Here is a 16,855-nt window from a genome sequence, read left to right as displayed (position 1 = left end):
CTAAAAAAAGAAATAGGCTGTCAGGCAGCCGAGAGAGAAAAAAGGCGCTAGGGGATATGATTTTCGTATATCCCCTCCGCGCGCCTTTTGGATCAGGGTATATATTGCATGAAATATCAGCATGGCGGTAAATCCAAGGATGATCCCCGCCATGCTTTTGTGAAGGCCCAGCACCAGCCCAACGGCAGCGGTGTACTTGATATCCCCGCCGTCCAATCCGCCTAACCGGAGGGCAATGCCGAATAAAAGGACGGCGGTCACGAGCCCCAGCAGCTTTTCCGGCGTGAGGGTCAATAGCCCGGTCAGAGCAATCCCAATACAAACACAATCCGGTATGAGCTGTTTTCTGATGTCACTCACTGAAGCCGCGACCAGCAGAGCGGTAAAAAGGCCGCCCTGCAGCAGCAAGGGCAAGTTACTTACCATAGTTGAACATGTCCGTGATCCGCTGCTTCAGGGTCGGAAGCACCGTTTCTCCGAACAGGGCGTAGAGCCCGGCGAGAACAAGCGCGCCGATTACCACGGCCATCAGGATTTTAATGGCGGTATCCACAAAGCCCTCCCCGCGCTGGGAGCAGAGCAGGGTCTTTGCCGTCAGATACTTCAAGGTCAGATGGTCACGGATATTGACCGCCGTGTTGGACAGGTTTCTCTTGATCTTGTTCAGGAATTTCTTCATTTAAATATACCTCCAATATGTTTTGATAGAATTGTTGTGTGACAAGGATGGCGGGACCTACAGTCCCGCCATCTGCATGCCGGAGCGCTGCTCCGGCGCCTGTTCAAAAGGGGATGCTTCCGCCTTCTGCTGGTTCTGTGCCTGGCTCTGCGTCAGAGCCTGATGGTAAGCGTCAATGACGGCGTTGTTCAGCTGCTCCCGGAATTCCTTGGTTACCGGGAAGCAGATGTCCTTGTATTCACCGCTTCCGGCCTTGTAGCTGGGCATGGCGACGAACAGCCCCTTGGTGCTGTCCATCACCTTCACGTTGCGGATGGCAAAGCAGTCATTCAGATTGACGGATGCGATGGCTCGGATATTGCCCTCCGGCCGGATGGAGCTGATCTTCACATCCACCTTCATGGGCAGGGGCTGTTCCGCGGCGGTCTGCGCATCCTGCTGGGGAGCCTTGGACGTTGCCTGGATTTTACTCATGGTCGATTCCTCCTTTTATAATTTAGAGATGAAAAAACAGCCTTTCGGCTGAGGGTTACTTGGGTCACATACTCATCTGCGGGCCTTGTGTCTGTTCCTGCTCCGATCCCTGAAACGGTATCTCCCGGAAGCCGAAGCGGTCGACATAGTGGAAGGAGCTGCCGGACTCGTCGTACAGCTCTACTACATCAGACATAGAGAGGCTATGTCCCTCGTAGCCGGGCGGGTGGTCCAGGTTGAATTTGGCATAGAGCTCCTCCAGATCGTTGGTTTCCACTTCGCCGTCGTATACCGCTTGGTAATTGGCAGGGTCCGGCTCCCCGAAGCGCTCCGTGAGTTCGTCGTATCCGATGAATTTCATCATGATATCGGCGTCGGACTTCAGCTGATGCACCCTGCATTTCTTCAGCACCTGCAGGTTGCCCTCCGGGTCGAGCTTACCTGCCGCCAGACGGTCAAAGGTACCGGGCATCCACTCGATGTTAAGCCCTCTGGTGTTTGAAAGATAGGATTTCAGCTCATCGTTTTCAAACATCGGGTCCACTATGGCCGTATCCCGTTTGGTGTCTAGATAGCCCGCCGTATTGCCATAGTAGAGAATGCGGTTGTTTTTGATTTGGATTCCGTTCATATAGCACCTCCTTGCATCACATTCCTCCCATTGTCTGCTCCATGCCAGATTCCTGGGATGCAGACTCCTGAGAAGTCCATCCGGTCATGGATTTGATGACCATGGCTTCCTCCTGGATTTTGGACACGCCCAGCTTTTCGTTGTTGTAATCGGCCAGCTCCCGGTTCTTTTCCAGATTGCCGGTATCCCAATCCGATTTGTAGTATCCGGTTTCGCCATGCTTGACGCAGATCAGGCTCCCATCACTGGTCAAGGTAGAAAAGCACATTTCCGGCAAATCCTGTTCTGCATCCAGGAGCTTTTGAAGCTGGCTCATTTCCTGCTGACGCTTGTCGTAGATATATACATAGGCATTGTAATCGCCCTGGATCGGCGTACACCGCAGACAGTAACGGTAATGCTCGCTTTCTGCAACAAACCCATAGCTTCCTCTGGAGCCGTCACCCAGCTTGCTGTCACCATGGTCGTAGCAATATTCCGACATTACGGAGAGATTTCTCAATGGTCCAGTCTTTCGAAGCTCGTTCACGAAGGACTGAAGCTCCGACTTGAATTCCGGTGTATTCAGCGCGTCCTCGTTGTGCGGCCACCAGGTTGACAAGAACTCCCTGCCTCCATGCCCAAAGTCGACGCGCAGGTGGCCGACCGTTCCGAGTTCATGATCCTTCTCATCCTGAGAATAGAACAGCCCCGCTTCCTCAGTCGAAGCGGGGCGCAGACAAAGCCTTTGGTTTTCAGCGTTCATTGGCGATTCCTCCTTTTCTGCTTTCCGTCAATTCTACAAGGTTACTCAAAGTAGAATGTGACGGAATAAGTGATGTTTGACTTGTTATACATGCACGTATGGTTCGTGTAGTAGTAAAACTCCAGCTGGCTGTAGATTCCGGCCGCCAGTGTACGGCTGAAGGTGATGCCGTTGGTGGTGGTCTGGTAGTCCAGTTGGTCCCACTGTCCGGTCAGGACGTTGTACCCGCGGACGCGGCCGTAATCCTGACCGCTGTGCCCATCAACCGGCGGCACCGTGAACGTATAGCTGGTGATGGTTGCGCCTGCGATACCCTGTTCCAGGATGACCGATTCGGGACCTGTCAGCGTCATGCCGCCACCGTGGGTTGAATCAGATACGAAAAATACAATAGCTGCCCAGGGCGACTCAGCTCCGGTGGAGTCCACCGCCTTGACGCGCACCACATTCTTGCCCAATGGGTAGGCGGTACTGGTTTGAGCCGGCCTACCCTCCCACACATAGGTGATGGCGTCGCCGTCCGGGTCGGTGCTGCTTGCTGTGATAGTGATCGCTACACCGGGAGCTATACTGTTGCCATCCGGCGTTCGGGTAATGACGGGCGTGGTCGGCGCCGAGTTGGTCACTGTGAAGGAGATGGCAGTCCAGTCGGAATAAAGCCCCCAGGCATCCTTTGCCCGGACATAGACTGTATGGCTACCCACGGCATAATAGCTGTCGGAGGTGTTTCCGGAGTATTCCAGGGTAACGGAATCCCCATCCGGGTCGGAAGCGTAGGCATAGAGGTTGACCAGGAGATTACCATCCTTGGCTGTTCTGGTTACCGAGGCGCTTCCTGAAGGCTTGTTTGGCGCGTTGTTGGTGATAGCAATGCCCTGCGAGTAGATGAAGGTTCTGCCTGCGCTGTCGGTAGTGCTGGCCGTCAGGACATAGCTTCCGGTGCTGCTGATGGCTATGGTGCCGCCGCTGTTTGACAGGCTTCCGGTATAGCTGGCCGCGCTGCCATCCTTTGTCAGCGACCAGTTGAGGGTTCTGCCCTCCAGCCCGGAGGTCGACGGTAACGACACGCTGAATCCGGAGCCGATGTGAGCCGAGGAAGGAAGCGTGAACGCAAAGCTGGCAATGGGTTTGACTATTCCGGTTCCGGAGGTGAAAGTGAAATTCCGCCCGTTGGTATCGGTGATCACTGCCTGCAGTTTCACGGAGATGGTTTTATCCGTATAGATACGCAGACTGCCGCCGCTGATTCCGAGGGTGCCTGTTGCATACTCCGTGTAGGGCTTCGCCCCACCGCCATCCACTGAGATATACCAGTTGACAGAGGCTCCGCTCAGCTCGGTGCCGGAGGCGGTGACTGCCATAGACTCGCCGCTGTAGGTCAGCGATGGGATGCTGATGCTCATGGTTGGGATGGGGGATATTGTGAGGCTCCGGCTTCTCGTAAAGGTCCGGCCGGTGGGGTCCGTCATGGTCAGGACGAGTTCATACTGGCCCTTCGAGGGGAAGGTGATCGCGCCGCCATTCTTGGTCAGGGTGCCGGAAACATAAGTAGAATACGGTTTGGCATCACCAGTGCCCTGAATGATCGTCCAGTCCCCGGTGAGATTATCCAGATCGGTACCGCTGACGCTGACCGTCCCGGCTTCCCCGGTGTACCAGGGCTGCGGGATGCTGATGCTTATGGTCGGGATGGGATACACCGTGAAGCTCCGGGTTTCCGTAAAGGTACGGCCGTTGGTGTCCGTCATGGCCAGGATTAGTTCATACTGTCCCTTCGTGGGGAAAGTGATTGTGCCGCCGTCCTTGGTCAGCGTGCCTGTAGCGTAAGTGGAATACGGCTTTGCATCTCCATTTCCTTGCTTGATGGTCCAATCTGCGGTGAGGTTTTCCAGATCGGTACCGCTGATGCTGACCGTTCCTGCTTCGCCGGCATGCCAGGTCTGCGGGAGACCGACTGACATTGTTGGGATGGGAAAGACGATAAAGCTCTGGCTTCGTACAAAGGTGCGGCCGGTGGGGTCTGTCATTGTGAGAATCAGCGTGTATTGTCCTTTTGTCGGGAAGGTGATCGTCCCGCCTGTTTTCGTCAGGGTGCCGGAGGTGTGGATGTAATAGGACTGTGCGCCGCCGTCGCCCTGAATGATCGTCCAGTCTGCGGTGAGGTTATCCAGATCGGTACCGCTGACACTGACCGTTCCGGTTTCACCGGCGTACCAGATCTGCGGAACATCTAGCAGGATGGACGGGATGGGATAGACTGTGGTGGAGGCGCTGTAAGAGAACACACGGCCCAGGGCATCCGTCATGGAGGCGGTCAGGGTGTATTCTCCAACCTCTTTGAACTGGATTTTGCCGCCGTAAGCGTTCAGGCTGCCCTCCAGCGCATCGGTGAGCTCTCTCGGCTTGCCGTCCTTTGTGATCGTCCATTCCACCGGCAGCACATTATTGTTGCCGCGGGTTCGAAGGTCGACAGTGCGGTCGGTATGCGTTGATGCCGGCAGCTCAAAGGAAATATTCAGCACCGGCAGGACTACGATCTTACCGCCGTCCTCGTAGAGGAACACGCGCCCGGTTTCATCGGTGATCCTTGCAATGAGCTCATAGGTTCCGGCATGTTTAAAGCGGATGGTTCCTCCATCATTGTCCAGAGTCCCGTCGATGTAGGTCGCAAGATCTTGGAATCCGAAGCCGTTCTCCAACAGCCATTCCACTTTTAAGTTCCCTAATTCCAAGGTTTTTGGAATCACAGAAACTTCGGTGTCGGTGTGTGCGGTTTCCGGCAGCTTATATGTGATGCTGGGTACCGGATAGACCTTGATGGGTGAGGTATAGCTGTAGGTCCGTCCCGCCGGGTCGACGAAGGCGGCTTTTAGCACATATTCGCCCTTTTCCTTGAAGCGGACGGTGCTGTTCATATCCGTGAGCGTTCCTTCGATGCAGTCGGCAACAGATACAGCTTTGCCGTCTTTTATCAGTGACCATTGGATTTCGGCAGTCCCAAGATTCTGGAATGTGGCCTTTACAAGAACACTCGTATCGGTATGCGCGATCTCCGGCAGATAGAAACCAACGGAGCCCACAGGGTAGACCGTGACGGTCTGTGAGGCTTCGAAGGTACGGCCGGTTTCATCGGTGAGAGTTCCGGTCAGCATGTACACGCCCTTGTCCTTGAACCGGATGCTTCCTCCCGCATCGGTCAGGGTGCCCTCCAGCTCGTCGGATAACACAGCGGCTTTACCGTTCTTGGTCAGGCTCCACACTACGGACAGGCCGCCGTTTTCAGTCAACGTGGTGGATACCTCCACGGTCTTGTCCGTATGGGAAGCAACGGGCAGCGTGAATGTAATACCGACTAACGGGTAAACCTTGGTGCTCTCGGCATGCGTAAAAATGCGCCCGGTTTCATCGGTTATGGTGGCGGTCAGCGTATAGCTGCCCTTGGTCTTGAACACAAAGGTGCCGCCGTCATTCCGCAGCGTACCATCCAGTATGTCTGCAGTCTGGACGGCTTCTCCATCCTTCACCACTGTCCACACGATGTCGTGGCCGTAGAGCTTTTCGAGCGGGAAGGTAAGGGTGACCGACTTGTCAGTGTGAGTTGTTTCCAGCATGTCAAAGGTCAGGTCAATCACGGGATAGACCGTCACCGTTTTGCTTAAGACCGTTTCTTTTCCTCTGGCGTTTTTCGCCGTTGCCGTGAGGGTGTATTTCCCTTCCTCTTTAAACTGGATTGTGCCGCCCTCAAGTCCCAGGCTGCCGGTGACGGCGTTGGCCAGCGCCACCGGCTGCTCAGAGCCGTCCACTGCCGATTTCGTCATTGTCCAGGTGAAGCTCTGCATATATTTCCACACGGGCATCACCTTAATCTCAGTATCGGTGTGTGCGGTTTCGGGCAGGTCAAACCGCACCTGCGCATCCGGGACGTAATAGGAACCACCGCCTGAACCACCGCCCGGCGTGGGTGTCGGCGTCGGGGTCGGAGACGGGGTTGGTGTCGGCTTTTCCTTATCCGGGTCGGTAGGCATCGGGGTCGGTGTCGGCGTAGTGGTATCGGTTGCCGGGGTTGTTGGGGATGGTGTCGGTGTGGATGGTTTTGGATCGGCCTTGTCGATCATATCATCAGCCTCTCCCTTGGTAACGGGATCGTTGGGATGGATCTTGTCGTCATCAGTGTCCCCTATGATTCCGTCCTCCTTTCCGACGATGACATAGCCCTTGTCATCGTCCGCGATATCCGACTGGTCATCGTAGCCGCTGTGTCCCTGGGTATTTTTCGCTTCCTCGTCCTGGCCCTTGGCCCGCACCATCATTTTAATGATCTCGGCGCGGGTGATGGGCTCGTCGGGCTTGAAGCCGTCCGGGTAATCGGCAGGGTCAATGATGCCGGCGTCAACAAGGGCCTCGATGTACTTCTCCGCCCAATGTCCGTCGATGTCGGAAAAGCTGGGCGTGTCTTTTTCCGATCCGGCGGTGTCCAGCTTCAGTTCCTTTGCCAGCTCCGCGGCGAATTCCCCGCGGGTGATGATGTCGTTCTGCCCTATGAACAGTTCAGGATGCAGGCGATAGGCAATATATAAGCCGCTGGTCACCAGCAGCACCGCCAGAAGAAATACCGCGAGGATACATTTCCTTTTGTCTTTCAGGTTCATAAATTTTTCATACCTCTCTTCCTTTTAAATTTGACTGTGAAAAAACCGGAATCATATTCTCGATTCCGGCTTTAAGTCCTTAATATTTTCATAGCTTCAGCTCCATGCCTCCCGGCTCCTGCCCATCGCGGTGTACATCCAGTATCTCCTGCGTCGGGTAGATGACCTTTCCCTCCACCATTTCAAAGACGCAAAAGTCATCGCGGTCACAGATCATGATCCTGTGCTGGTAGTCCTTCTGCATTTCGATGTAATCCTGTACCTCCTTGGGGCTGCACAGCCATACGCCGGAGGTGTAGCGGCCGTCCGGCAGGTAGCAGTAGCCGCTGAACTGCGGCTCGTTGCCCTTTAAATCCAGCGCGCCGATGGGCCGGATTTGAGAGAGCTGGAGGCGGGCCTTCTCGGAGAGGGCTTCCGGTTTTGCGATGCCGAAGATGTCGCTCCGGTTCCAGCGAACATGTTCGCCATCCGCAAGAGAGACAGTGAAAATGGAACGGCCAATGGGATAGGGATTGCTGCCGTTGCCTCCGGTGCAGAAATAGAGCTGCCGTTCCGCAATTTTGTATTCCTCCGGCAGTGCGGAGGAGTGAAGAACGATCACTTTTCCCGCGATGGACATGTCATAACCGACCTGCCGGCAGTCCTCCTGTGTTAATAGGGTTTTATCACTCATGGCGTTGCCCCTTTCTCTGATCAACGAGTTCCAGGAGCTTTGCGGCAATGGAAATCTGCTTTTCCTCCGGCATCTCCCGGATGGCGGCATGGACATAAGCTTCCACTGCCTCCGGCGACATGTCGCCCACCTCAATGAGATCGACCTTCTTTACGCTGACGGTTCCCTGGCTGACGCCGACCTTGACGATATCGCCGTAGTCCATGCCAGTTGCGGCGCGGAGCTCCTTGGGGATGAGGACGCGGCCTTTGCCGTCCATAATCTTGTATATAGGCTTTGCTTTCATACGAAATAGCCCTCCTTTTTCATGACCTCCCGAACGGTTTCGGGGTGGATACCGAAGGATTGAAACAGGTTTTTGAGACCATCCGGCAGGCGGTTCAGGATATCCGATTCCTTGATGATGATGGCGCCGGGAACGCAGGTGACGTCCAGATCGTTGTCGATGGGAATGCCTGCGGCGTTCAAAAGCTCATGAGGAAGCGCGAAGTCATCCTCCGGCTCACCGTCCTTCTGTTCTGTATCCTCATCCTCGTCACAGTCCGGAGCGAATGCAAAGGTTACCGGGGTATCTGGCGAGACGACCATCACCGGGCAGGGAAGCAGTCCTTCCTCTGAAATCGCCAGAGTCACGGTCATCTCTGAGTCTGGCTGGATAGCCGCAGCGTTGATGAATTCCATGGGCAACGACAGGCGGCCTTCCTTGTCTACGCAAATACGTTTTTCAATCAGTTTCATAATGGTTTTCCTCCTAAATTTGATTTTTGAATGGTTATTCCATGCCATAAAAACCGGCAAGGTCGAAGAGACCCAGCTGGGTCGGCATATCCCGCAGCCGTTCACCGGTGTCGTAGTTGGAGATCAGGACTTCGGCATACTCGCTGCCGTTGTCATAACGCTGGGCCAGATTGTTCAGGCGACTCACTGCCTCGATCCGGAAGTCCTGATACAGCTCCCGTATGAATTCACAGTCGTTGTAGCTGACCAGCCACTTGCCCTGACAACCTGCCAGCGTATCCCGCAGGCGGTAGTGATCCTCCTTGAGAAATTCCACCGCATAGTGACCTTCTGTCAAATAGTACGGCGGGTCGCAGTAGATAAAGGCGTTCTCCCTGTCGTATTGCTTGATTAAATCCTCGAAGTCCTTATTCTCGATGACGGTATCCTTTAATCTTCGGCTGCCCTGCCAGAGCAGATGAAAGGTCTTACGGATATCGAAGGGCTGGCAGCCGTAGCTGGTACAGCCGCTTCCGTAACTGTAGCGTATGAGCTTAAAGAAGGCAGCGGCGCGTTTGATGTCATTCATCTGTGCCTTCTCAATGAGGATGGTTTTGATTTCCTCGAACTGGATCGGAGTCAGCTGCCGCTGGGCCAGCTCCAGTTCCTTCTGCATAAATTCGCTAGTGAATTCCTCCTTCTCCAGATATCGTTTTAGGACCATAAACTCGTCGCGGCCGTTTAATGGAAGGAATCCCAGTTCCGTCAGGAACGCCATCGGCTGGTCGCGGACACAGCGGAACATATTCGTCAGGTCGGAATTATAATCGTTGTACACCTCCATGACCGTGCCTAGGGGACGGCCAAACAGCACCCAGCCTCCGCCGCCGAAGACTTCGACATACCGCCCGTATTCCTTGGGCATCCTTTGGTAAATGAGATCCCGCAATGCTTTCTTGCCGCCCACCCAGCTGATGATGCTGTTCATCGCATCACCTGCCTTTCTTTTTGCCGTGCATCCGATCCAGGTCGGTCTTTAAACAGGAACCGTCAGGACTCCAGCAGATAAAGCCGACGCCGGGATAAGGACAGCCCTCGCAGCGGGAAGGCTCCTTCGGGGAAGGTATCGTAAACTTCGGAGGTCCGGTGATCTCCGCGACTGTTTTTTCTTCTGTTTTTAAATCATGATTCATAGCTTCAGCTCCTTCCTCGGAAAACAAAAAAGGCGCTGCCTTTTTTGTAAAGACAGCGCCATTCTGTTCCGATATGTAGTTGGCCGGTCAACCCATCTGTTGGCCGGTTTGCTTGATGGAAAAGTCCAGGGTCATTTCCTGGTTGTTGCGGCGGATGATGCCATAGGGAGTAGTGATGGCTTTTGCTTCCTGCATCCATTTGGAATCGCAGCGTGAAAAGTGGAGCAGCTTCAAGTCGGGATCGCTTTCCGGAATGTGATAGCGTAGGAGGAATTCCTGCCTTGCATATTCTTCTGGTGAGGATAGGTCAGGATTAAAATCATAGCAGTCCAGGTTTCTGGTCAAGTCCAACGCCTGGTCGATGTCCGAGCAATCGCTGATTTCCAGGGCAGCTTTGAATTTCGGAAGCTCTCCGGCGTTCTCCAGTTCTCGGATACGTTCGGCAAGGAGATTCATTTTATCAATGTCCTCACTGAAAGAGAACGCCTGCTCCAGCATCGGAATGGGACTGGAGCAATGGGTAAACACACATTCCTCCAGTGATACCGCACCCAGCTGCTCCAGTGCCGCGAGGATTTTCTTATCTCCAGCCGGCAGGAGAAGCGGCACAGTCTTATCCGGTTCCTTATCTTCCATATTAAAATCCGCCTCGGCTAGCTGGAGTTTGAAAATATATGGTGCTTCCTCCGGCAGATCGGGAAGGTGAGCGCCGTCATAGATTTGGTTCATAACACCGGAGCCATGCACTACATAATAGCCATTCTTGAATATACCGCCTTCCGCTTTCCGCTGTTCACAGCCTATTTTCTCATAGTCCAGCAGCTCCAGCAGTTCCTTCTGATACTCCGGCGGTATATGATTGATCGCATCGATAAAATCGTTGTCCACATAGAATTTTCCGAGCTCCCGATCATTGTTCACGGGAACCACATGGACATCTTCCAGACTATAAGTTAGATTAATGAGTGCTTTCATGTCCGGCTGTTCATCGCCCATCGCCACACACCCGTTGAAAGCCAGCAGGTCATGCGTGGGCAGATCGCTGATGCGGTGTGCCAAAAAATTTAGTTCGTCGAGGGAAGGCTTCTCCTGAATGAAGTTCAATTCCTCGCCCTGCATATTAAAGCACTCGACAATTTGATATGGCAGACCATCCCTGATCCGGGCGCGATCCATTGCGTCCTGTATCTCGTCCCGGCTGGCGGGAAGGTTCAGGTAAGCGCCGACATATCCCAGCGCGTCATATAAGTCCGACCGCATGAGTGTAACGATCATCACTTTTTCTTTCTGCATTTGATCAACTCCTTTTGAAATAAAAAAACGCCCTTCAGTTTCAGGTAGAAACCAAAGAGCGCTACATGTTCATCTGCAATCCCTGATCGGGATAGAGGATGGCGAAGCGTGCAGTCTGCAGCTTTTCCGCCTCACCGTTTTTAATAATTTCGTGATGTGAGCCGATCCACTGTAAGTCCTCCAGAGCAACTGGCTCGGGCGGGCCTTGTCCATACCGGAAGGATTGGACAACCACAGAGATGTATTCCGAGCAGCCGCAGTCCTCCACCAGCTCCTGATATGACTGCGATCTTTGTATGTCCTCCACTTCAGGGATGCCGCCCATGATGGCAACGTCGCGGATGCCTGTGTTGGTTTCTAAACCGATGAGTGAAAATATCTTGCTCATCACATCCCTCCCATCACGGGACCGCCGTGTTCAAGGTCGGGAGCTTTGTTTTTCATTTCATCCTCCAGCTTAAGGGAATAGTTTTCATGATTCCAAAAACTGACGTAAATCTCGCCGTCAGGAGTTTTGATGGGACGCTGCTCAAAACCTTCGCCGTATCCGTCAGAATTTTGTCCAGAGACATAATCCAAGAGTGCGGCAACTTCTTCGCCGGAGAGGGGCTCCTTCAGTCCGGCATTCATAACTCCCCACAGCTCGCCGTCAACAACCTCCACTGATGGATAAAGGCTATACACTTTTTTGTTGAGAGCTTCGTCGTGGATGTATTCGGCAAGACCTCGATCGTTTTCGAAGAAACGATTCTCCTTGGCAATGGCAGCGAGAATCTGATCCTCATATGCCACAGCTTCCCTGGGTGTGATATCCTCCCGCTCATCCTCCGAGCAGTCATACTGAGGATAGCTGACGACCTTCAGAGGGAAAAAGATACTCATTTTTTCGTTTGCCATTTTGATTTCCTCCATTCTTAGTTGGCGTGATTATTTTGAAGCCCTAAAAAAGGGCATAAAAAAAGCAGGGTATCTTCGTTAGAAAATACACCCGCTCATTTTCAGGAATTTATCTACAAACCATTGCTTTCATCTTCATTTTTCAGCTAACCTCATTTATGTAACGCCATCCATTTTAATAAAAATGGTCTGTCATTATTTGCAGGCACTTCAAACCACTCCGAGCACAGAAAATAATCCTCATTATATATCTTTACTGGTGATGAATAGTACCTCTTTGGGCTTTCACCATCCGTTAAGCTGGCTTTTTGGAGTAGTGGATATTGAATATCAAAAGTTTCTTTTGAATATTCCTTTGTCTTCATTTTCTCTATTTCTTCCTTGGTAACCTCACCGTTTTCAAGCATTTTACGAAGAACAGTTCTTATAATTATGCCGATTTTCATTTCTTCAAGTCCATCAATACCGTTATACTCAATAGCTTCAAGATTTGGTGATATCTTTTTCTGTACTGTATTTCTGATTCCGCCATTAATCTGCTTTGGTTTTTTAACTGCAAAAAGATTATACATTTGTAAGCTTCGCATAAATAACTCTGAAGTATCTGCAACATCCCCCAGTACATTAAGCACCGGTTCAAGAATCTTATCACTGAAATCTTCATTAGCAATAATACGGATTTTGTATTTCACATTTAAAGTGCTCAGAACAGAAGAAATATCGTCAATGCAGATATTGATATCATTAATAACAGATGGATTTATTCTAGGCGATGTAAAAATGATTGTCCCGGAATTAATATCAAAATATCCATATATACACATTGCTGTCCTGATACATTTTTTGATAACTCTGGTTACAGTTTCTTCTTTTGTCCCGTAATTTAAACCCGCTTCATGAAACGCAACATCAATGGCATAGATGTGCTGTTCATTTTCATCAAATGATATACCCATTACATCAATTTCAGCCTGAGTAAGCACCTGATCTATTCCGCTGTTTCCTTTATACAAATCATAACCATACTTAGTTTTGAAGACCTCAGATGAGTTTTTCATTAGCTGCTCTAATGCTTCTTTGTGCTTAAGCTCCCATTTGGAGGAAGCTTTCCAGTTTGTTTGCACAAGTTGGCATTCTTTAATATGTTTAAGCCATGATAAAAGTAGCGATTCACCAATTTCAATCTTCATTTAAACCACCTCACAGTTCCATATATATCTTAGGCTAGATTCATTCCTAGAAATTATGCTTTATTAGGCTGTTAATTTCTAAGAACATACTATCTGCGTAATATAACATGAGAGCTCGCTTTTTTCGCCACGATCAATAAAACCTGCCACCTTGATAAGGTCAATGGGTTTCATGAATACTTTAGCCATAATCCCGTTCGTGAGTGGATTATAAGTATTAATCTGCTGCAGGACTGGAAGCCCATTCATTGCTGGATAGAGTATCGTAGCGGAATTATTTCCAATTCCGCTGACTGCATATACAGCTAATTGATAAAGCATATCACGCGGAAGGTTTCTATCCCATAGATCACGATATTTCGCATCAAGAAGTTGCACCACCGAACCATTTTTAAGCAAAGCGAAATCAGGACGAGGAGTCGGTGAACGCTTTCCTTTGGGATTGCGTTTTGGTTCATAAGCGAAAAGCATTCCAAGACGATACTGATCTATCACAGAATACTCATCCTGCAAGCTTTTTAATAGCTTGGATACAAGAGTCTCAAAAAACAGGTTCATATCAAAAAAGTAGCCTGGCAAGGAAATGTGTTCCTCTCCATTCTCAATCTGAACCGATTGCGACTCAAACAGGATATTAATTAATTCTATGGCCGGCTTATACACATCATTTAGGCGCGATATTGATCTTTGTGCCGCATTTAATATCGGCCTGCTGAGCCTAGTTTCTTTAGTCAGCATTGATAATTGGTCGCTTATTCTCATCACATCATGACGAAGATTGATATCTGATGCAAGCTTGCCTGCGAGCCTTAAACCTGCCAAAAGAACCTGATTCAAGAGGGTATTTTCTGTTCTTTCATAATAATTACAAGGCAGACACGCCGCAATTGCTCCACCGCGGCTGGCAAGGCGGCTCATATCGATTCGTCCTTTTACACAGGACAAATCATTCTCAAATAATGTATACCCTTTAATAAACCCTCGGTTAAGCAGGCTCTCAGCATAGGTATACAGCGTATATATCAGCAAATCAATGAAATTCAGATTGTCGATATCAAAGTTTGCATAGTGGAATAATTTGAGGTTTCGAAGTCCATAGGTGTACTGCAGCAAAGTAATTAACGGCATCCCATGCAGCTTTGGGGTGATTTGAATACGAATATCGCCTAACGATAAACGGCCCACAAATGAATTGCTTCTTATCAGTACACCATTTCTCATTTCCAGGATTTCAAGGATGCTACTCTCCGTAAGTTTTTGCGCAACTTTGCGTTCAGTCCCATCTTTTAAGTATACACCGTCAAGAAATTGTTCCGACCATTCTGTTAGTTTTAAATGGACTATCGCGCTCATTGTTCTTCTTCCTCTGGGGGACCGGCGACAATGGCATCGGCATCGCTTGTATCATGTTCCTCGCTCAAACGTATTTCCGGACAAGGCTTTAATAATGCGCCGATCAGTTCTGTAAAATCGCCCTCACATAAGGAGTATTGGAGAGTTTGGTTTTTAACGTCAACAAAATCCGAATCTAAAATTGCTGCCATTCGCTCATAATCACCATAACAATATTCTTCGATTAAAGGAAGAATATCTTCCGCTATCACCTGGCGGAAGCGATTCTGAGAAGTAATTGGTTTTTCACCCTCCATGAAATAAGAGTGACCAATTTGCAAGTTGCGGGCATCTCTGCCGATATGCTGGCAGATTCTTTGGTTCAGCCTCTTAAGCCATTCGGAGACAGGCAGTGCGTCAAAGTTAATCCCTTCAAGCAAACTGTAGTCCGGCATTAATTCGTGGAAACCGAAACGCCTGCGGAGCGCAGCGTCCAACAGAGCAATTGACCTGTCGGCTGTATTCATAGTTCCAATGATAAAAACGTTACCCGGTACCGAAAAAGGTTCACCAGATACGGGAAGATATAACGTTTTCCCCCGTTTTCCGGACTCAATTAACATAATAAGCTCGCCTAAGATGCGCGAAATATCTCCCCGATTAATTTCATCTATAATCAGGAAAAACGATTTATTGGGTTCCTTTATCGCATCCGAACAAAGCCTTTTGAATATTCCATCACGAAGTTCAAACAGGGTTTGTCCATTTTCAACCCGTGGTTTTATTCCTTCGATAAAATCCTCATACCCGTAGGAAGCATGAAAACAGCAAATACGGACATATCCATTCGTCCGGCCATCGCCCAAAATGCTTTTTCTCTCATCGTCAGAAAGAGCCTTCCATGATTTCCTAAAGATATTCCGCGCTGCCAATTCCTGCGCTGCTTTTTCAGCATGATATGTTTTTCCTGTACCGGGTGGCCCATAAAGAATGATTTGCTTTTTACGTTCCAGGATACCGTCGATTTTTTTCATAATTCCTTCAAGCGATTGGAGCGGTTTTTCAGCAGGTTTTGACGATACAGTATTCTTTTGTTCTGTAGAGCCTTTTGATAATAATTCGCGTATCTTAAGTAAATTGTCCATGTTTCTATATGGATTTACTGTTGTGCGAAGTCCTTCTTTCGCTTCCGGCAGTTGAGTTTGTTCAACAAATATCCATTCAACTTCCCTTAAATGTGGAAACTCCAAGCCTTCACGGTATTCATAGCCGCCTGTGACTCTGCCGATTCCAAGAGTCTGCATCCCGTCGCCGGCTACGACGATGTCGTTCTCCTTGATTGTCTTAAAAAACCTGATGATCTCATTCAGTTCACGAGATATTGTCTGGGGTTGGTTGGGATAGAGCTTCTCAAATGGCTCCTTCAAAGAATCTCGTATCTCGCTATCCTCTTGGCCATATTGGGTCAAGTCGCCGAGTTCTGCCCAACCGATAGAGATATAGCTATTTTCCTGCATCAGGGGCCATATACTTGTTTTGCTCGATCCGCTTCTTGTACCTATGCGATAATAGTTGACTGGAGAGCCATACATATGCACCATAGTTCGTACAATATGAGAAGACGGTCTGCCAGTCTCCGTGATAATTTTCATCAGCTGCCCTGTCAATGCATAGAGCGATTCAGACTCTGGCTTCTCGCCGTAACATAAAAGAGCATGCTTCTGCCAACCGGTTGTATGGAAAGCGTCAATGTAATTCGGGAAAAGCATATGATAATACTTGTGAATCCATCCGTATCCGCCGATTTTTACATCTTCATCGGAATCCAAACTCTGCTGTAAAGCTATATAATCTTTGTACTCGGGATTCTCAAACTTGGAAATTTGCTCAGCGCCTCTTACTATGGCATCACGAATCTTTTTGCCCTTTTCAATCGCGTCTGCCAGCGAAAGGACGACCTGCTTTTGAGGGCTGCCGGTCATCCAATTGTTATCACTTTTACGTTTGTACATGATGTACTTCAGAGAGCTGCCGCCAGCAATACTGCCGTATTGCCTCGTGTCTATCATCTCGTCATTCTTAAATTCAAGCCAATAGGCAAGCCCATCATGATTCATGACATTGAAAATTGTCTCTATTAATTCTTCGCCTTCAATGCTTTTTAAAACATCAGGACCGAAACGCTTACGAAACATGATATATTCCTGATCTATTTGAGAAACTGGCTTAATATCGCCTTTTTCTAACAGTCGATCGCATTCCTCTATGATAGCGTCATTATTAAAGAAAAAGAAAAACACTGGGTATATCCCTCCATCTCTACTCGAATTTAAAATACTGTTGCCATTCAACGCATAAGGTCATAAACATTATATATGGAAA

General features: G+C 49.9%; 17 protein-coding genes. All 17 read right to left on the bottom strand.

Annotated features, from left to right (window positions below):
* On the bottom strand, positions 1-426 hold the full coding sequence (locus tag DESDI_RS06430) for a prepilin peptidase (RefSeq protein WP_015261831.1): 426 nt from the start codon (positions 424-426) through the stop codon (positions 1-3).
* On the bottom strand, positions 416-679 hold the full coding sequence (locus tag DESDI_RS06425) for a DUF6133 family protein (protein ID WP_015261830.1): 264 nt from the start codon (positions 677-679) through the stop codon (positions 416-418). The genes DESDI_RS06430 and DESDI_RS06425 overlap by 11 nt, the downstream gene beginning before the upstream one ends.
* Positions 680-736: 57 nt before the next feature.
* The gene (locus DESDI_RS06420; RefSeq protein WP_015261829.1) at positions 737-1,153 is read right to left on the bottom strand and encodes a SpoVG family protein; all 417 of its coding nucleotides are present in this window, start codon (positions 1,151-1,153) and stop codon (positions 737-739) included.
* Between the two features lie 64 nt (positions 1,154-1,217).
* Positions 1,218-1,784: a YodL domain-containing protein gene (locus DESDI_RS06415; RefSeq protein ID WP_015261828.1), complete on the bottom strand. Its 567-nt coding sequence runs from the start codon at positions 1,782-1,784 to the stop codon at positions 1,218-1,220.
* A 16-nt stretch (positions 1,785-1,800) separates the two neighbouring features.
* Entirely contained in the window at positions 1,801-2,529 is a 729-nt protein-coding gene (locus DESDI_RS06410; RefSeq protein WP_015261827.1) for a hypothetical protein, read from the bottom strand.
* Positions 2,530-2,570: 41 nt separating this feature from the next.
* Entirely contained in the window at positions 2,571-7,178 is a 4,608-nt protein-coding gene (locus DESDI_RS06405; protein WP_015261826.1) for an S-layer homology domain-containing protein, read from the bottom strand.
* Between the two features lie 88 nt (positions 7,179-7,266).
* Complete coding sequence (locus DESDI_RS06400; protein ID WP_015261825.1) at positions 7,267-7,851, bottom strand: hypothetical protein; 585 nt, start codon at positions 7,849-7,851, stop codon at positions 7,267-7,269.
* Positions 7,844-8,137, bottom strand: coding sequence for a division/cell wall cluster transcriptional repressor MraZ (locus tag DESDI_RS06395; protein WP_015261824.1), 294 nt, complete (start codon positions 8,135-8,137; stop codon positions 7,844-7,846). Before DESDI_RS06395 ends, DESDI_RS06400 begins: the two co-directional genes overlap by 8 nt.
* Positions 8,134-8,589, bottom strand: coding sequence for a hypothetical protein (locus DESDI_RS06390; RefSeq protein WP_015261823.1), 456 nt, complete (start codon positions 8,587-8,589; stop codon positions 8,134-8,136). The genes DESDI_RS06395 and DESDI_RS06390 overlap by 4 nt, the downstream gene beginning before the upstream one ends.
* Before the next feature lie 34 nt (positions 8,590-8,623).
* Positions 8,624-9,556 carry a DNA adenine methylase gene (locus tag DESDI_RS06385; protein WP_015261822.1) on the bottom strand — a complete coding sequence of 311 codons (933 nt, stop codon included), beginning with the start codon at positions 9,554-9,556 and terminating at the stop codon, positions 8,624-8,626.
* A 4-nt stretch (positions 9,557-9,560) separates the two neighbouring features.
* On the bottom strand, positions 9,561-9,761 hold the full coding sequence (locus DESDI_RS06380) for a hypothetical protein (RefSeq protein WP_015261821.1): 201 nt from the start codon (positions 9,759-9,761) through the stop codon (positions 9,561-9,563).
* Positions 9,762-9,848: 87 nt separating this feature from the next.
* On the bottom strand, positions 9,849-11,054 hold the full coding sequence (locus DESDI_RS06375; RefSeq protein ID WP_015261820.1) for an antirestriction protein ArdA: 1,206 nt from the start codon (positions 11,052-11,054) through the stop codon (positions 9,849-9,851).
* A 61-nt stretch (positions 11,055-11,115) separates the two neighbouring features.
* Positions 11,116-11,442, bottom strand: coding sequence for a hypothetical protein (locus DESDI_RS06370; RefSeq protein ID WP_015261819.1), 327 nt, complete (start codon positions 11,440-11,442; stop codon positions 11,116-11,118).
* Positions 11,442-11,951, bottom strand: a complete 510-nt coding sequence (locus tag DESDI_RS06365; RefSeq protein ID WP_015261818.1) for a hypothetical protein — start codon at positions 11,949-11,951, stop codon at positions 11,442-11,444. The genes DESDI_RS06370 and DESDI_RS06365 overlap by 1 nt, the downstream gene beginning before the upstream one ends.
* Before the next feature lie 152 nt (positions 11,952-12,103).
* Positions 12,104-13,141: a hypothetical protein gene (locus DESDI_RS18160; RefSeq protein WP_015261817.1), complete on the bottom strand. Its 1,038-nt coding sequence runs from the start codon at positions 13,139-13,141 to the stop codon at positions 12,104-12,106.
* 78 nt (positions 13,142-13,219) lie between these two features.
* Positions 13,220-14,494 carry an McrC family protein gene (locus DESDI_RS06355; protein ID WP_015261816.1) on the bottom strand — a complete coding sequence of 425 codons (1,275 nt, stop codon included), beginning with the start codon at positions 14,492-14,494 and terminating at the stop codon, positions 13,220-13,222.
* A complete protein-coding gene (locus DESDI_RS06350) occupies positions 14,491-16,773 on the bottom strand; it encodes an AAA family ATPase (protein ID WP_015261815.1) in 2,283 nt (760 codons plus the stop codon). The genes DESDI_RS06355 and DESDI_RS06350 overlap by 4 nt, the downstream gene beginning before the upstream one ends.
* Positions 16,774-16,855 lie beyond the last annotated feature (82 nt).

This window comes from Desulfitobacterium dichloroeliminans LMG P-21439, from assembly GCF_000243135.2.
Lineage (GTDB): Bacteria > Bacillota > Desulfitobacteriia > Desulfitobacteriales > Desulfitobacteriaceae > Desulfitobacterium > Desulfitobacterium dichloroeliminans.
The sequence above is the reverse complement of the archived record's forward strand: the minus strand, read 5'-3'. Positions and strand labels throughout refer to the sequence as shown.

What these genes read in the sequence shown, in the direction of transcription:
- DESDI_RS06430 (WP_015261831.1), bottom strand. Translation starts at nt 426, where the DNA reads ATGGTAAGTAACTTGCCCTTGCTGCTGCAGGGCGGCCTTTTTACCGCT.
- DESDI_RS06425 (WP_015261830.1), bottom strand. Translation starts at nt 679, where the DNA reads ATGAAGAAATTCCTGAACAAGATCAAGAGAAACCTGTCCAACACGGCG.
- DESDI_RS06420 (WP_015261829.1), bottom strand. Translation starts at nt 1,153, where the DNA reads ATGAGTAAAATCCAGGCAACGTCCAAGGCTCCCCAGCAGGATGCGCAG.
- DESDI_RS06415 (WP_015261828.1), bottom strand. Translation starts at nt 1,784, where the DNA reads ATGAACGGAATCCAAATCAAAAACAACCGCATTCTCTACTATGGCAAT.
- DESDI_RS06410 (WP_015261827.1), bottom strand. Translation starts at nt 2,529, where the DNA reads ATGAACGCTGAAAACCAAAGGCTTTGTCTGCGCCCCGCTTCGACTGAG.
- DESDI_RS06405 (WP_015261826.1), bottom strand. Translation starts at nt 7,178, where the DNA reads ATGAACCTGAAAGACAAAAGGAAATGTATCCTCGCGGTATTTCTTCTG.
- DESDI_RS06400 (WP_015261825.1), bottom strand. Translation starts at nt 7,851, where the DNA reads ATGAGTGATAAAACCCTATTAACACAGGAGGACTGCCGGCAGGTCGGT.
- DESDI_RS06395 (WP_015261824.1), bottom strand. Translation starts at nt 8,137, where the DNA reads ATGAAAGCAAAGCCTATATACAAGATTATGGACGGCAAAGGCCGCGTC.
- DESDI_RS06390 (WP_015261823.1), bottom strand. Translation starts at nt 8,589, where the DNA reads ATGAAACTGATTGAAAAACGTATTTGCGTAGACAAGGAAGGCCGCCTG.
- DESDI_RS06385 (WP_015261822.1), bottom strand. Translation starts at nt 9,556, where the DNA reads ATGAACAGCATCATCAGCTGGGTGGGCGGCAAGAAAGCATTGCGGGAT.
- DESDI_RS06380 (WP_015261821.1), bottom strand. Translation starts at nt 9,761, where the DNA reads ATGAATCATGATTTAAAAACAGAAGAAAAAACAGTCGCGGAGATCACC.
- DESDI_RS06375 (WP_015261820.1), bottom strand. Translation starts at nt 11,054, where the DNA reads ATGCAGAAAGAAAAAGTGATGATCGTTACACTCATGCGGTCGGACTTA.
- DESDI_RS06370 (WP_015261819.1), bottom strand. Translation starts at nt 11,442, where the DNA reads ATGAGCAAGATATTTTCACTCATCGGTTTAGAAACCAACACAGGCATC.
- DESDI_RS06365 (WP_015261818.1), bottom strand. Translation starts at nt 11,951, where the DNA reads ATGGCAAACGAAAAAATGAGTATCTTTTTCCCTCTGAAGGTCGTCAGC.
- DESDI_RS18160 (WP_015261817.1), bottom strand. Translation starts at nt 13,141, where the DNA reads ATGAAGATTGAAATTGGTGAATCGCTACTTTTATCATGGCTTAAACAT.
- DESDI_RS06355 (WP_015261816.1), bottom strand. Translation starts at nt 14,494, where the DNA reads ATGAGCGCGATAGTCCATTTAAAACTAACAGAATGGTCGGAACAATTT.